The organism is [Roseibacterium] beibuensis, from assembly GCF_039542305.1.
Taxonomy (GTDB): Bacteria; Pseudomonadota; Alphaproteobacteria; order Rhodobacterales; family Rhodobacteraceae; genus Roseibacterium; species Roseibacterium beibuensis.
In genome coordinates this window covers 61130-75978 of the sequence record NZ_BAABHW010000007.1, presented here as the reverse complement: position 1 = coordinate 75978, position 14849 = coordinate 61130, and the positions used below count along the sequence as shown (strand labels likewise).

Sequence of the window (14849 nt, the reverse complement as noted above, 5' to 3'; positions counted from 1 at the left end):
CGGGCGCGCCACGGCACCCACGGCCCCCCCCCGCCCACGACGTTGCAACCTGCCGGGGTGGAGTCCTCCTCGAGACGCTCAAAAAGTGATCCTTTCGCGCCGGTCCCCCCGAAAAACGCCGTCGCAGCAAGCCTGCACCGCAAGCTTCCTCTTGCAGCATCGCCAGCATGTCGCCATCGTCGGGAACCGGGGATGCGAACAGGCCCCGTGCGGAAAGGGACACCCGCAACATGGGCGAGAGCCATTCGGGGCTGAGACGAGCATTGCGCAGCGAAGCGGGAAAGGGCCTGACCATCGTCAGCCCGCCCCTGGTCTATTCCCTTCTTCTTCTGGCGGCGCCGCTGGCGACCATCGTGCTGCTGAGCTTCTGGACGCAGCAATTCCTGACCATCGACCGCACCTTCACCTTCGCCAATTACCAAGAGGCGCTGAGCGACCCGCTCTATCGAGAGTTGATGTTCCGCTCGCTGCGGATCTCGGGGATGGTCACCCTGGTCACGGTGGTGACGGCCTTTCCCATCGCCTATTTCATCAGCTTTCGCGTGGCGCCGAACCGCAAGTCGCTTTGGCTGTTCCTGATCACGATCCCGTTCTGGACCAGCTACCTGATCCGCGTCTTCCTGTGGCGCGTGATCCTGGCCTATGACGGGCCGGTGAACGGCACGCTTCTGGGGCTTGGCATCATCGACGAGCCGCTTGGCTTCATCCTCTACAACGCCAATGCCGTGGTCGTGACGCTGGCCCATGCCTTTGCGCCCTTCGCGATCCTGCCGATCTTCGTCAGCCTCGAACGCATCGACCGCAGCCTGTTGGAGGCCGCGCGCGACCTCGGCGAAAGCTACGTCATGACCTTCTTCCGCGTGACCCTGCCGCTGGCCATGCCGGGGGTGCTGGCGGCCGCCCTGATCGTGTTCATCCCGACCGTGGGCGATTACGTCACCCCGCGCCTTGTCGGCGGGTCGGGCGGCACGATGATCGCCAACATGATCTACGCGCAGATCTTCGACCTGAACAACCGGCCCATGGGCGCCACGCTTGCCGTGCTCGCCATGGGAACGGTGGCTGTCATCTCCATCGGGTTGATCCTGCTGACGCGGATCTGGACGGGGCCGAAACGATGAAGGGCGGGGGGCTGAAACTCTACGCGATCCTGTATCTCGCGTTCCTTTATGCGCCGATCGTTCTGCTGCCGCTCTTTGCCTTCAATGACGGCACGGTTATCGCCTTCCCGCTGCAGGGCTTTACGCTGAACTGGTTCGCGGCCCTGCTCGACACCCCCGCGCTGCATCAGGCGACGCTGAATTCGCTGATAATCGCGGTCTCGGTCGCGATCCTGGCCACGTCGCTCGGGCTGTTCGCCGCCCGCGCCGCCACGCGCTACAAGTTTCCCGGCAAGCCCGGCATCCTTGGCTTCATCATGCTGCCGCTGGTCCTGCCCGAGGTGATCGTCGCCATCTCGCTTCTGGCGGTGCTGATGCAGCTCGGCCTCGACAGCGGGCTGTGGACCATCATCCTTGGCCATTCGCTTTTGTGCATGCCGTTTTCCATCGCGATCCTGCAGGGCAGTTTCGCCAACATGGACCAGAGCCTGGAAGAAGCCGCGATCGACCTGGGCGAGACGCCGCTCTCGACCTTTCGCCTCGTGACCTTTCCGCTGGTGCTGCCGGGCATCATCGCCTCGCTTCTGATCTGTTTCACCATCTCGCTGGACGAGTTCATCATCGCCTTCTTCCTGTCGGGCAACGAGCCGACGTTGCCCGTCTACCTCTGGGGGCAGTTGCGGTTCCCGGCACGTCTGCCGGTGGTGATGGCGCTTGGCACGATCCTCGTGACGCTATCGGTCCTGCTGCTGGTGGTGGCCGAGTTTTTCCGCCGCCGCGGCCTGAAGCGCGCGGGGCTTGAAGATACCGGAGGGTTCCTGTGAAGGACACGACACCGCCGCCTGCCATCATCACCCTGGACGATGTGCACAAGTATTACGGCGACTACCACGCGCTGCGCGGCATCTCGGCCGAGATCCGGCAGGGCGAGTTCTTTTCTCTGCTGGGGCCGTCGGGCTGCGGCAAGACCACGCTGCTGCGCGCCATCGCGGGGTTCGAGGATATCTCCTCGGGGCATATCCAGTTGAACGGCCGCAACATGGAGGGGGTGCCGCCCAACAAGCGCCCGACCAACATGGTGTTCCAGTCCTATGCCATCTTCCCGCATCTGAGCGTGGCCGCGAACGTGGCCTTCGGTCTGCGCCGGACATCCATGTCCGGCGACGAGAAGCAACGCGCCGTGGCCGAGGCACTGGAGATGGTGGGGCTGAAGGATTACGGGCGGCGCGCGGCCCATGCCCTGTCCGGTGGCCAAAGGCAGCGCGTGGCGCTGGCCCGCGCCCTGATCCTGAAGCCCAAGGTGCTGCTGTTGGACGAGCCGCTGTCCGCGCTGGACAAGAAGATGCGCGAGCAGATGCAGGTGGAACTGATCAAACTGCAGCGCGAGGTGGGCATCACCTTCATCCTGGTGACCCATGACCAGGAAGAGGCGCTGGTGATGTCGGACCGCATCGCGGTGATGTTCGAGGGCGAGATCGCGCAGCTCGATGATCCGGAACTGCTGTACCGGCGTCCGAACTCGCGCCGCGTGGCCGAGTTCATCGGCATGATGAATTTCCTGCCCGCCGATGTCGTCTCTGTCTCGGACGGCAGGGCCGAGGTGGAGGTGGCAGGCCTGGGCCGGGCCGAGCTTGACGCGGCGCAATGCCCGGGCGGTGCCACCTTCGGCGCGGCCCGGATCGGTCTGCGCCCCGAAAGCCTGACCATCCTGTTCGAAGGCCAGAGCCCCGAGGGCGGGCGCAGCGCGGAAGGCGTGGTCGAGGAGGTCGTCTATTACGGGGACATGACCTATTACGACGTGCTGATCGATGGCGCGCCGAACAAGGTGTCGGTCTCGATGCGCAACATGCCGGGGCGGCGGGTCCTCGAACGGGGCGCGCCGGCGCACCTGGCCTGGGATCCCCGGGCGATGGTTCTGTTTTCCTGACGGATTGCGCCGGCGTTGCCGTCGCCCGGTGTCGCGGGGCAAGGGGTCTTGACCCCCTTGCCCCGCGCGCGCGTTTCACGCGCGTTTGCATATTTGAAGGATAAAGATGGGGGCGGGTTGCGCGCCGGTCAGGCCCGCTTGCGCACGAGATAGGCCGGGCAGGGGCCGCTCGTGTCGGAGCCGAGGAAGTCATGGCCTTCTTCGGTGCAGAAATGGGGCACGTCGATCGCGGCCATCGGATCCGTCGCGCGCAGGCAGACCACCTGGCCGGGGGCGATGCCCCGAAGCCGCTGTTTCAGGCGCAACACGGGCAGCGGGCATTTCAGCCCTTCGGCATCGATTTCGACATCCCACTCCATGACGTGCCGATTAGCCCCCGGCGCGACGCCCTGTCCACGCCAATGTGAGCGTTGGCGACGTGACGCCGCGCCGAATCCCGCGTATGTCAGGGCCATGTTCGGGATCGATCTGTTCGATGCGTCGCTTTTGCCGGCGATGCTGGTGGCCCTGGCCGCCGGTGTGCTGAGTTTCCTCAGCCCCTGTGTCCTGCCGATCGTGCCGCCTTACCTCGCCTATATGAGCGGGATCACCATGGCCGACATGGCCGAGGATGCCGCCGGGGAGGCGCGCCGCGCGGCCCGGAAAAAGGCGCTTCTGGCCGCGCTGTTCTTCGTGCTGGGCCTGTCGACCGTGTTCATCTTCCTTGGCTTCACCGCGTCCATCTTCGGGCAGTTCTTCTTGCAGAACCAGATCCTGCTGGCGCGGATCGCGGGGGCGGTGATCATCGTTTTCGGGCTGCATTTCCTGGGCGTGATCAACATCCCGCTCCTCAACCGGGAGGCGCGGCTGGATGCGGGCGACCAGGGGGGCACGGCCTTTGGCGCCTATGTGCTGGGCCTTGCCTTCGCCTTTGGCTGGACGCCCTGCATCGGCCCGCAACTGGGCGCGATCCTGTCCATCGCGGCGACGGAGGCCAGCGTGACCCGTGGGACGGTCCTGTTGGCGGTCTATGCCGTGGGCCTTGGCATTCCCTTCCTTCTGGCGGCCGGGTTCATCGACAAGGCCATGGGGGTGATGGCCCGGTTGAAGCGGCATATGCGGATGATCGAACGCGCCATGGGCCTGCTTCTGGTCGCTGTCGGGCTTGCCCTGATGACCGGGGCGTTCTCGGCCATGTCCTTCTGGCTGCTCGAAACTTTCCCCGCGCTTGGCAACCTGGGCTGATTTGCGCCCTAGGCTTGCCGGATTTCATGGCTAACCTGCGCCCATGAGCAGAGTTGAGGCAGATCAGCCGCGCCGCCGCGTGGCCCGCCGCCGGGTGATCTACATCCCCGGATACGACCCCGTGCCGCCCCGCAAGTACCGCGAACGCTACCGCCGCGAGGCCGCGAAACAGGCGGCTTTGTCGGGCTACCGGATCGAGATGGGCAAGGCGCAGGGCGGTGCGCGCTTTGGCTGGCATGTCAGCGCCCGGATCGAGGGGGCGGCGGTCGAAACGGAGGTCGAGGTCGCCTACTGGGCCGATATCGTGCGCGACTCGATGGACCAGGGTGTGTTGGCAACCTATGGCCAACTGGCACGGACGGCCTGGGCCTATATCGGATCGGGGGCTCTGTTCCGCCTGATGCGGCTGCGCAAGGGGCCGGTGATCGCGGCGCTCTACCCGGTTGTTCTGTTGCTCTTGGAACTGCTCTTGGCCCTTGGGCTGGGCTATGCGGTCGCCTGGGGGTTCATGCTGGCCACGGACTGGGCGCTGGCGCAGGTTGCAGGGGCGCAGGGCGGCTCCATCGTCCGGGCGGCGTTCGCCGTGCTGGTCCTTCTGCCCGCGGTGGCGTGGCTGGTGTTGCGCCGGTTCAAGCGCCGGGACGCCTTTTACGAGTGGTATCTCATGCATGATTACGCCTTTTCCGCGCGATACGGCGGGGCGTTTCCGGCCGGGCAAGAGGCGCGGATGGCCGAGGTCGGCGACCGCATCGCTGGGGCGCTGCAGGGGGGGGCTGACGAGGTGCTGGTCGTCGGCCATTCCTCGGGCGCCTATATCGCGGTGTCGATCCTGGCCGACCTGATCCGCGCGGGGCGCGTGCCGGCGGACGGCCCGTGCCTGTCGCTGCTGACACTCGGGCATGTCGTGCCGATGGTCTCCTTCCTGCCGCGGGCGGGACGCTTGCGCGCCGACCTTGCCTATCTCTCGGCGCGGGAGGAGCTGTCCTGGGTGGATGTCAGCGCACCGGGCGACGGGTGTGCCTTTGCGCTGTGCGACCCGGTGGCGGTCAGCGGAATGGCGGCCGGGGGCAAACGCTGGCCGCTGGTGATTTCGGCGGCCTATACGCAGACCCTCCGCCCCGAGACATGGGCGGCCCTGCGCTGGCGCCTGTTCGAGCTGCATTTCCAGTATCTGAATGCCTTCGACAACCTGTCGGGGCGTGAGGACGAGTATGACTACTTCCGCGTGACGGCGGGGCCGCTGACCTTGTGGGACCGGTTCGGGGCGCGCGCGCCCTCGGCCAGCCGGATCGAGCGACCGGTGAACCGTCATACGGACCAGGTGGTGAGGGCGAAGGCATGACGATGATGCCGCCGAAACCCGAGGCGAGGCCCGATCGCGTCTCGCTTTGGCGCTACATGAAGCTGTTTCGGCAGGACATCCTGTCCGCGCAGCCCGCGCGGCTCTATCGCGCGTGGATGGCGGAGTTCCGCACGCCGTTTTTCCGCAGTTTCATGGTGAACCAGCCAAGCCTCGTGGACGAGGTCCTGCGCGCCCGCCCGCTCGATTTCCCGAAATCGGATCGCGTGGGCGAGGGGTTGCGCCCGTTGCTTGGCAACTCGGTCTTCCTGACCAATGGCGAGACATGGCTGCGGCAGCGCCGGATCATCGACCCGGCCTTCGAGGGCGGGCGGCTGCGTGACACGTTTCCCGCCATGTGGGCGGCGGGGGAGGCCGCCGTGGCCCGCATGGAGACCGGCGAGGTCGAGGTCGAGGCGGAGATGAGCCACGCGGCCGCCGACGTCATCTTTCGCACGCTGTTTTCCATCCCGATCGAGAACGAGGTCGCCGCCGAGACCTTTCACCAGTTCCGGGCCTACCAGCGCACGCAGCCGATCCTGAATGCCGCCGCCTTCGTGCCCTTGCCGCGCTGGATGCCGCGCGGGTTTTCGGCAGAGACCAAGCGCACCGCGCGGGCGATCCGGGGGCTGATCGCGCAGTTGACGGCCGAGCGGATGGCGCTGATCGAGGCCGGTGACGCGCCGGACGACCTGGCGACGAAGATCATGACGACGACCGACCCCGAAACCGGCGCGCGATTCTCGACCGAGGAGATGGTGGACCAGGTCGCGATCTTTTTCCTGGCCGGGCACGAGACCAGCGCAAGCGCGCTTGGCTGGGCGCTGTACCTTCTGGCGCTGCATCCCGACTGGCAAGACAAGCTCGCGACGGAGGCCGAGGCCGCGCTGGCGGGCGGGATGGAGTTCGGCGTCATGTCGAAGCTGAAACTGGCCCGCGACGTGTTTCGCGAGGCGCTGCGGCTTTATCCGCCGGTCCCGATGATGGTGCGCGAGACGGTCAAGCCGGAACGTTTCCGCGACCGCGATCTGCCGGTGGGAAGCCAGGTGGTGCTGTCGCCCTGGCACCTGCATCGCCATGAACGGGTGTGGGAGAACCCCGACGGGTTCGATCCGGGCCGGTGGGCGACGGAGAACGGCAAGCAATGCCTGCGCGAGGCGTGGATCCCGTTCTCGGTTGGGGCGCGGGTCTGCACCGGGGCGGGCTTTGCAATGGTCGAGGGGCCGTTGTTGCTGGCGATGCTGTTGCGCGCGTTTCGGTTCGAGCGGGTCGAGGGCAGGGACCCGGTGCCGGTGGCCTACCTGACGGTGCGCGCGAAGGACGGGATCTGGTTGAAACTGACTCGACGGTAAGGAACGGAAATCTCGAGATTTCCGTGCGGAAAACTGCAGTTTTCCGGGCAGAAAAACTCGAGTTTTTCTGCACCTAAGCTTCATGTCGGGTTTTCGATGCTTCCTTCGGGCGCAGGATGCGCACCGGTTCGCGGTTGCAGAAGATGATGATCTGACCGGCATTCTCGATGGCGCGAAAGCCGCGGCGATACACCTCTTCGACGAAGGCCTCCTTGCCGAAATAGCGCTCGATATCCCGCGCGCTGCGCCGCAGGACCTTGCCGTCGCGGACAAGGCGGGTGCCGAAAACGTCGGCAAGAAAGGCCTCGGGCGAATGGTTCGGTGGCAGCTTTTCCATGCCGCCACCCTGCCAGAGAAAGGTTAAGGTCCCGTTAGCGGCCGGCCTTTATTTCTTCGAGAACGAAAATCCGGATCGCCGAGGCCAGGCCCGAACTCAACCCGCGCGCCGCGTCCACCTCGGCCGCGAGGTCATTCACCGACTGCCCGCGCGCCGCCGCGATCCGCTGGAACTCGGCCCAGAACGTATCTTCAAGGGAAACGCTGGTGCGATGCCCCTTCAACGTCAGGGAGCGTTTCTGCGGACGTTCGCTCATTCCTCGTCGGTCCCGTCGCGCTTGTGGGCATCGAGATGCGCGGTGTCCTTTTCCGCGCGCGCATCCTGCAAGGCACGCTCGACCTTGCTACGGCCGAATTTCGCGGCGTTCTCATCCCCGCGTCGCCGCTTGTCCTCCCGCGCGCGGGTTTTCCGCACGCGGGAGAGGTTGACGATCTTGCCGCTCACTTGGGCCCGATCATGTCTTCGGGACGCACGACACGGTCGAAGGTTTCTTCGTCGACGAAGCCGAGGCGGATCGCCTCTTCCTTCAGGGTCGTGCCGTTCTTGTGCGCCGTCTTGGCGACGGTGGTGGCGTTGTCATAGCCGATGGTGGGCGCCAGCGCGGTCACCAGCATCAGGCTTTCCTTCATCAGCCGGTCGATCCGCTCGACATTGGCCTGCGTGCCCATCAGCATCCGCTCGGTGAAGCTGTCGGCGGCGTCACCCAGAAGCTGCATGGATTGCAACAGGTTATAGGCCATCATCGGGTTGTAGACGTTCAGCTCGAAATGACCCTGGCTGCCGGCAAAGCCGATGGCCGCGTCATTGCCCAGCACATGGGCACAGACCTGCGTCATGGCTTCGGCCTGGGTCGGGTTCACCTTGCCCGGCATGATCGAGGAGCCGGGCTCGTTCTCCGGCAGGATCAGCTCGCCAAGGCCCGAGCGCGGGCCGGAGCCGAGGAAGCGCATGTCATTGGCGATCTTGTAGCAGGCCATGGCGGCGGTCTTGATGGCGCCCGACATGAAGACCATGGCGTCATGGGCGGCCAGCGCCTCGAACTTGTTGGGCGCGGTCACGAAGGGCAGGCCGGTGATGGTCGCGATGTGGCTGGCCACGGTGGTGTCCCAGCCCTTGGAGGTGTTCAGCCCCGTGCCCACGGCGGTGCCGCCCTGCGCCAGTTCGTAGATGCCGGGCAGGGCCAGCTTGATGCGCTCGATCCCGTTGCGGACCTGCTTGGCATAGCCCGAGAATTCCTGGCCCAGGGTCAGCGGGGTCGCATCCTGCGTATGGGTGCGGCCGATCTTGATGATGTCCTTGAATTCTTCGGACTTGGCCTCCAGCCCCGCAGCCAGTTTTTCCAGCCCGGGGATCAGGACCTCGTTGGCCGTTGTGGCCGCCGCGATATGCATCGCGGTGGGAAAGGTGTCGTTCGATGACTGGCCCATGTTGCAGTGATCGTTCGGGTGCACCGGGTCCTTGGAGCCGATCACGCCGCCCAAGATCTCGATCGCGCGGTTCGAGATCACCTCGTTGGCATTCATGTTCGACTGCGTGCCCGAGCCGGTCTGCCAGACGACCAGCGGGAAATGGTCGTCGAGCTTGCCCTCAATCACTTCGCCTGCCGCTTCGATCATCGCGTCGGCCAGCTTGGCATCCAGCTTGCCGCTGTCCTTGTTGGCCAGGGCGCAGGCCTTCTTGATGACGCCGAGCGCGCGGACGATGGCCACGGGCTGCTTTTCCCAGCCGATGGGAAAGTTCATCAGGCTGCGCTGGGTCTGGGCGCCCCAGTAGCGGTCAGCGGGAACGTCGAGCGGGCCGAAACTGTCGGATTCTGTACGGGTCGCGGTCATGGTCTCTCTCCGGTATGCGGTTGCATGCCGTTTAGCCTGACGTTGGGTCCAAGCGCAACGGCGTCAAATGGCGCAGGCCGCGCCTCAGGATGGTTGAAAGAAGCGATAAACGCGGGCGGGGGGCATGTTCCACCAGATCTTGCCGCTGACGCGCCAGTCGAGGCCAAGCTCCTCGCGCACGGCGCGGGTAACGGGCGGTTTCGGGCCGTAGGTGAACTGCACATAGGTGCCGCCCGGCTTCACGCGCTGGAAGGTGCCGGTCAGGATATCGCGCTGCAACGGCACCGGCATGGACAGAAGCGGCAGGCCCGAGACCACGGCTTGCGCGCCGTCAACCGGCAGCGTGCCGACATCGCCCGCGCTCATCTGGTGGACGTTCAGCCCCGGAAAGCCGTTGCGCAGGCGGTCGCAAAACTCGGGGTTCATCTCGATGGAATGGAGGTTTTCGGGCGCGACGCCCCGGTCCAGAAGGGCCTTGGTGATGTTGCCCGTGCCCGCGCCCAGCTCGATCACCGGGCCGGCGTCGGGGTCGATCTCGGCCACCATTTCGGCGCAGAGAAACCGCGAGGAGGGGGCGAGCGCCACGACCTGGTGCGGTTTGCGGAAAAGCTGCCCCATGAACAGCGCGAAATCGGAAGAGGCCATGTGGAAATCCGCCTGTGCCGCGTCGAAAAAACCGTTGACGGTGAAAGGCCACGGGTCGCGGCGCAAGGCAAGCCCCCAATCGCGGCGCTGCGGCGTTTCGGATGCGATCAGTGGTTGCGGCGGAAGGTGTCGAGGCTGACCACCTCGGCATCCTTGTGCTCTGCGCGCTCCTCGGTGTCCTCGTCGCGGTCGTCCGGCCCGTCATCGGGGGCGGGCGGCTCGTCTTCGGGGTCATCCTCGGCGCTGATGCTTTCAAAGCGCAGGCCAAACTCGACCGAGGGATCGACGAAGGTCAGGATCGCGTCGAAGGGAATCGACAAACGCTCGGGGCTGTCGCCGAAATTCAACGTGATCGCGAAGCCGTCATCATCCACCTCCAGCGCGTCGTACCAATGCTGGATGACGATGGTCATCTCGTCCGGGTAGCGCTCGGTCAGCCACGGCGCGATGTCCACGCCCTCGGCCTGCGTGTCGAAGGTGATGAAGAAATGGTGATCCCCCGGCAGGCCATGTTCGGCCACGTCCGACAACACCGTCTGGATCAGCCCCCGCATCGCGTGATGCATGAGGCGGCCATAGGCGATGGATTGGGATTTGTCGGACATGTCTGAGAGCATCCTTGGAACAGATGCCCCCACCATAGAGATTTGGTTCCGATTCGAAAGACGCCCCGGACGGCGGAAGGGCCGAACCGGGGCGCGCGGGGGATCGGGGGGTGGAATGTCGCGTCAGATATTGGCGAGGATCAGCCAGGAAGCGAGCGCCGCCTCGGCGCCGAAAAAGGTCCAGCTTTGGCGCGAGGCCGCGTTGTCGCGGAAGATCGAGGTCACGCGCCCCACGGCCGCACCGCCATAGGCAAGGCCCATCACCACCCAGCCGAGCGGTTCGTTCAGGATCATCGCGCCGAGGCCCATGCCGACGAACAGCGCGCCCGAGACGGCGGACACCTCGGTATAGGCCATGTGGGTCGGCCCGGCGACCATGTCGAGTTGCTCCATCGTCCAGCGCGGCGCCAGCCAGCCCAGCAGGCCCAGCCCGATGGTCAGAAGGCCCACGGCCATGTTGATGAAATCGATCGCGGTAAGTGCGCTTAGCATGGGGTACTCTCTCAAAGCCTGTTTCCTCTTAAACGCGCGGCGGGCCGGACCGGATCACTCAACCGTGATTTTTTTCGCGTGAAACCAATTCGGGAAGACTGCGACGGATCAAAGGCGCGATCGTCACAACGGCAGGTCGGAGCAGAGAGGGGGGGGAAGTGCAGGCTTCTGTTGCCAGGTGCCTGCGAACCCCGCCTTACGCGGCTAGGCGCAAGGGCTTAAATTTCGATTCCTCGAACTGCTTACGCAGCCAGAGCAACCGGAGCACGATTGTCGTTGGCAATTATGCTTTACGGACCGATAACGGTGGTACCTCACCGGGACAAAGCCACGTCTTTACACGCTCGTCGATCCTGTTTCGGCCCCATGATCCCCCAACGACGGGATGTTTGGTGGAGCCGCCGGGTACCGCCCCCGGGTCCGAACCGCTTATTTCACGCACGTTTATGCCCATAGTTCCCGAGGGAACATCGCAAATATGGGCGTATTGCGGGGCAGGTTCAAGGGCCAAGGCAAGCCCCGGCCTGGCCGCGCGCCGCGACGGGGGCGCATGAAAAAGGGCGCCGCGACGGGCGCCCTTTCCGTTGCGGGTCGCTTGGATCAGAAGCCGGCCTTGATCCGTTCGAAAGCCTCGGCCTGACGCTCGCGCTGTTCGTTGGAGATCGGCAACTGGGCCAGAACCGGGACGGTCACTTCGCCAAGCCCCGACGCTTCCAGCGCCTCGGCGCCGAGCGCCTGAAGCGCTGCGTCATTGGCCGAGCCAAAGCCGTTTTCCAGAAGCGGGCCGGCCGATGCCTCGGACAGCAGCGCGTTGACATAGTCGTAGACAAGGTCTTCGGAGCCTTCGCCTTCGGTCATGTTCACGTAACCGCAGAGCCACACACTCGTGCCTTCCTCGGTGTTGCGGGCGAAGCCGACGGGGAAATCTTCCTCGGCCAGCGCGACCGGCACCTCGTTCCAGACCCACGCGGCCAGCACCTGGCCCGAGGCCATCAGCTGCTGGATCTCGGCCGGGTCCACCCAGTAGGTCAGCAGGTTCTCGTGGATGCCGCGCAGCCACGCGGTGGCGGCCTCGAACTGTTCGTCGGTCACGTCGGACCAATCGCTGACGCCGGTGGCCAGGTAAGCCAGCGCATAGGCGTCATCGACGTTGTCGGGGATCGACAGGCGGCCGGCGAACTCGGGGTTGTTGAAAATCTCCAGCGAGGCCACGGCGTCGTCGGCCACTTCATCGCTGTTGTAGATCAGCGCGGTGGAACCGTAATCGGTCGGCAGGAAGTAGAGGTCGGACGACCCGGCCAGAACATCGGCCCCGACGAGATCGGAGTTCAGGTCGGCGAAGGCCGCGATGCGGGACGTGTCCCAAGGCTCGATGATGCCCGACTCCTGCCAGCGCGGCACGGAGCCTGCGCAGATATGCGTAACGTCCGAACGGAAGCCCGCCAGCAGACGCTGGAACGCCTCGTCCTCGTCGCCGAAGAAGACGAATTCGGGGGCGCTGCCGTGCTGGTCGATATAGGGCTGGTGGAAGGACGGATCCTCGAAACCGGAATAATCGAAGACAAGCACGTCCTGCGCGAAGGCGGGGGCGGCCAGCGCGAGCGTGATCGTCGTGCCGAGGGTGAAGGTCTTTTTCATGTCTGCAAGATGTCCCTGTTGGTGTTGCGGTAACAGACTGGCAGGGACGTTAGGAAACGCCCCGGCGCCTCGCAAGGGAAATCGCTGTGATCAGCGCGTCTCGGCCCTTGCCGCGCGGGCTGCGCGCACGGATTGGCCCAGCTCCAGCGTATAGGCCTCCAGTGCGCTCAGGATTTGGGCGGCCTGTGCGCCGTCCTGCGCCTCGATCGCATCGGCCAGCCGGGTATGGAGCGCGCCGATCCGCTCGCGCGAGCGGGCGGTGAAGGTGATCATGTTCATCAGGGGCTGCATCGCCTCGACGGCACCGGCCAACTGGTAGGACAGGACCGGGTTGGCCGCCGCATCCACCAGCGCCCGGTGAAAGGCCACGTCCGAGGCGCAGAAGGCCTCGTCCGTCAGGCCGGGCTGGCCCTGGCGGTGAATCTCGGCGCGCATCGTGGCCAGTTGGTCGGGCGTGCGCCGCTCGGCCGCCAGGGGCGCGCAGGCGCGTTCGAGGGCATAGCGCGCCTCGCAGGCGGTCTCGAAGGCGACGCCGTTCATCGACAGAAGCAGCGTCGCGGTGGTGATCTGCTGGGCGTAGGCCTCTTCATAGGAGAGGCGGTTGACGAAGGCCCCGCCGAAAGCCCCGCGCGTGGTGCGGATCAGCGATTGCGCGGCCAGCCGCTTGAGCGCTTCGCGGATCGTGGGGCGGGACACGTCGAACTGCTCGGCGAGTTCCGCCTCGGAGGGCAGGCGTTCATCCACGATCAACCGCCCCTCGACAATCGAGTCGCGGATCGCATCGGCGATCTGGGCGGGTAGGCCGCGGGGGCTGGATGGGTCGATTTTCATTTGTCAGACATTTAAAGGTCTGACATTTTGACTGGCAAGGGAAAACGACTCGCGGCGCGAAAGGGAGGGCCACGATGATCGCCATGCGCATCCGCGCCATGACCGCGCCGCATTGGCTGGCGCTTTATGGCGGCATCCTTGTGTGCTGGTCGCTTTTGTGGCTGATGGCGGTGCCTGCCGATCTGCGGGACGCCGCAAGCCTCTACGGGGCCGAGTTGATCGCCGCGCTGTGCGCCACCGGGCCGGAGGGCGCGGGGTATCCGGGCCTGGTGCTGATGTGGGCGCTGATGGCAGGCGGCATGATGGCGCCTACGGCCCTGCCGGCCTTCGCCACCTATGACGATCTGCGCCATGCGGGCCGGACGCAATTCGGCGCGCTGGTTGGCGGCTACCTCGTGGTTTGGGTGGGCTTCGCGGCGGTGGCAGCGGCGGCGCAACTTGGGCTGACGCGGCTTGGCCTGTTGGGTGTGCTGGGCGAGAGCCGCTCATTGGCCTTCTCCGGCGCGTTGCTGGTCGTGGCCGGCGCCTACCAGTTCAGCAGCCTCAAGGAGGCCTGCCTCAGCCGCTGTCGCGCGCCGCTGACCTTTTTCATGCAGCATTGGGAAGAGGGCGCGTTGCGCCAGGGTCTGCGCCTTGGGGCCGATTGCCTCGGCTGCTGCGCCGCGTTGATGGCCTTGGCCTTTGTCGGCGGGGTGATGAGCCTTGGGTTCATGGCGCTCGGCATGGCGTTGATGGCGCTGGAAAAGCTGCCGTCCATCGGGCGCTACGTGACCGCGCCCCTTGGCGTCGGGTTGATCGGGGGCGGGCTGGTGATGCTGGCCACCGGGTTCTGAGAGGGAGGAGAGAGAGACATGCACGATCAAATGGAAGCCGAGGCTGCTCCGCGCACCGAGCCGGGCAAGACGCCCTGGGCGATCAAGGGGGAGTTGATCCTGAACTGCAACTGCACCGTGTTCTGCCCCTGTGTCGTCAGCCTTGGGAAGCACCCGCCGACCGAGGGCTACTGCCAGGCCTGGGCCGGGGTGCGCATCGACGAGGGGTTTTACGGCGACGAGAACCTTGGCGGGCTGAACGTGGGCCTGCTGCTGGATATTCCCGGCCTGATGGCGCGCGGCAACTGGAAGGCGGCGGCTTTCATCGACGAGCGCGCGAGCGAGGCCGCCTATGACGGGCTGGTGAACATCTTTTCCGGCGCGGCGCGCGGCACCACGGGACTTTTCAGCCTGCTGGTGAGCGAGTTCCTGGGGGCCGAGCGCGCGCCCGTGGTCTTCGAGACCGAGGGCAAGGCCCGCCGTCTGATGGTGGGCAAGAAGATCCAGGGCGAGGTCGTGCCGGTCGGCGGCAGCGATCCCGACGGCGATATCGTGGTGACGAACACGCAATACTGGATGGGCCCCGACATCACCGTCGCAACCGCGACCAAGGGCCGTGTGCGCGCCTTTGGCCGGGTCTGGGATTTCGATGGCCGCTCGGCCGAGATCTGCCAGATCGATTGGGTTGGACCACAGGGGCACTAGGGCCCCGTCA

General features: G+C 65.7%; 18 protein-coding genes and 1 other RNA gene. 8 read left to right on the top strand and 11 right to left on the bottom strand.

Annotated features, from left to right (window positions below):
- The first annotated feature begins 230 nt into the window (after window positions 1-230).
- Genes ABD923_RS17780 through ABD923_RS17770 form a run of 3 tightly spaced genes read left to right on the top strand, consistent with a single transcriptional unit; the run spans window position 231 to window position 3027 of the window.
- Entirely contained in the window at window positions 231-1121 is an 891-nt protein-coding gene (locus ABD923_RS17780) for an ABC transporter permease (protein ID WP_259554150.1), read from the top strand.
- Window positions 1118-1924, top strand: coding sequence for an ABC transporter permease (locus tag ABD923_RS17775; RefSeq protein WP_259554151.1), 807 nt, complete (start codon window positions 1118-1120; stop codon window positions 1922-1924). Before ABD923_RS17780 ends, ABD923_RS17775 begins: the two co-directional genes overlap by 4 nt.
- Entirely contained in the window at window positions 1921-3027 is a 1107-nt protein-coding gene (locus ABD923_RS17770) for an ABC transporter ATP-binding protein (protein ID WP_259554152.1), read from the top strand. Before ABD923_RS17775 ends, ABD923_RS17770 begins: the two co-directional genes overlap by 4 nt.
- 128 nt (window positions 3028-3155) lie before the next feature.
- Here the strand turns inward: ABD923_RS17770 and ABD923_RS17765 are convergent, their stop codons facing one another.
- A complete protein-coding gene (locus ABD923_RS17765; protein ID WP_259554153.1) occupies window positions 3156-3386 on the bottom strand; it encodes a sulfurtransferase TusA family protein in 231 nt (76 codons plus the stop codon).
- Between the two features lie 94 nt (window positions 3387-3480).
- Between ABD923_RS17765 and ABD923_RS17760 the strand changes: the two genes are divergently transcribed.
- Genes ABD923_RS17760 through ABD923_RS17750 form a run of 3 tightly spaced genes read left to right on the top strand, consistent with a single transcriptional unit; the run spans window position 3481 to window position 6942 of the window.
- Window positions 3481-4251, top strand: a complete 771-nt coding sequence (locus tag ABD923_RS17760; protein ID WP_259554154.1) for a cytochrome c biogenesis CcdA family protein — start codon at window positions 3481-3483, stop codon at window positions 4249-4251.
- A 43-nt stretch (window positions 4252-4294) separates the two neighbouring features.
- Window positions 4295-5593, top strand: a complete 1299-nt coding sequence (locus ABD923_RS17755; protein ID WP_259554155.1) for a hypothetical protein — start codon at window positions 4295-4297, stop codon at window positions 5591-5593.
- The gene (locus ABD923_RS17750) at window positions 5590-6942 is read left to right on the top strand and encodes a cytochrome P450 (RefSeq protein WP_259554156.1); all 1353 of its coding nucleotides are present in this window, start codon (window positions 5590-5592) and stop codon (window positions 6940-6942) included. The genes ABD923_RS17755 and ABD923_RS17750 overlap by 4 nt, the downstream gene beginning before the upstream one ends.
- 73 nt (window positions 6943-7015) lie before the next feature.
- On the opposite strand, the gene ABD923_RS17745 is transcribed toward ABD923_RS17750, so the two are convergent.
- From ABD923_RS17745 to ABD923_RS17700, 10 genes are all read right to left on the bottom strand, one after another.
- Complete coding sequence (locus ABD923_RS17745) at window positions 7016-7279, bottom strand: hypothetical protein (protein ID WP_222187212.1); 264 nt, start codon at window positions 7277-7279, stop codon at window positions 7016-7018.
- A gap of 34 nt (window positions 7280-7313) precedes the next feature.
- Complete coding sequence (locus ABD923_RS17740) at window positions 7314-7535, bottom strand: ribbon-helix-helix domain-containing protein (RefSeq protein ID WP_259554157.1); 222 nt, start codon at window positions 7533-7535, stop codon at window positions 7314-7316.
- Window positions 7532-7723, bottom strand: coding sequence for a DUF4169 family protein (locus tag ABD923_RS17735; protein WP_259554158.1), 192 nt, complete (start codon window positions 7721-7723; stop codon window positions 7532-7534). Before ABD923_RS17735 ends, ABD923_RS17740 begins: the two co-directional genes overlap by 4 nt.
- On the bottom strand, window positions 7720-9111 hold the full coding sequence (gene fumC / locus ABD923_RS17730) for a class II fumarate hydratase (protein ID WP_259554159.1): 1392 nt from the start codon (window positions 9109-9111) through the stop codon (window positions 7720-7722). Before fumC ends, ABD923_RS17735 begins: the two co-directional genes overlap by 4 nt.
- Before the next feature lie 84 nt (window positions 9112-9195).
- Entirely contained in the window at window positions 9196-9756 is a 561-nt protein-coding gene (locus ABD923_RS17725) for a class I SAM-dependent methyltransferase (protein WP_259554160.1), read from the bottom strand.
- Between the two features lie 107 nt (window positions 9757-9863).
- On the bottom strand, window positions 9864-10361 hold the full coding sequence (locus tag ABD923_RS17720) for an SspB family protein (protein WP_259554161.1): 498 nt from the start codon (window positions 10359-10361) through the stop codon (window positions 9864-9866).
- Window positions 10362-10484: 123 nt separating this feature from the next.
- Complete coding sequence (locus ABD923_RS17715) at window positions 10485-10853, bottom strand: DUF4345 family protein (protein WP_259554162.1); 369 nt, start codon at window positions 10851-10853, stop codon at window positions 10485-10487.
- A gap of 157 nt (window positions 10854-11010) precedes the next feature.
- Window positions 11011-11361, bottom strand: a transfer-messenger RNA (tmRNA) gene (gene ssrA / locus ABD923_RS17710).
- 92 nt (window positions 11362-11453) lie between these two features.
- Window positions 11454-12491 carry an extracellular solute-binding protein gene (locus tag ABD923_RS17705; protein ID WP_259554163.1) on the bottom strand — a complete coding sequence of 346 codons (1038 nt, stop codon included), beginning with the start codon at window positions 12489-12491 and terminating at the stop codon, window positions 11454-11456.
- A gap of 90 nt (window positions 12492-12581) precedes the next feature.
- Complete coding sequence (locus ABD923_RS17700) at window positions 12582-13322, bottom strand: FadR/GntR family transcriptional regulator (protein WP_259554165.1); 741 nt, start codon at window positions 13320-13322, stop codon at window positions 12582-12584.
- 74 nt (window positions 13323-13396) lie between these two features.
- On the opposite strand from ABD923_RS17700, the gene ABD923_RS17695 reads away from it, so the two are divergent.
- Entirely contained in the window at window positions 13397-14155 is a 759-nt protein-coding gene (locus ABD923_RS17695) for a DUF2182 domain-containing protein (RefSeq protein WP_259554166.1), read from the top strand.
- Window positions 14156-14173: 18 nt separating this feature from the next.
- Window positions 14174-14839 (top strand): DUF1326 domain-containing protein, encoded by a 666-nt coding sequence (locus tag ABD923_RS17690; protein WP_259554167.1) that lies wholly within the window; start codon window positions 14174-14176, stop codon window positions 14837-14839.
- Window positions 14840-14849 lie beyond the last annotated feature (10 nt).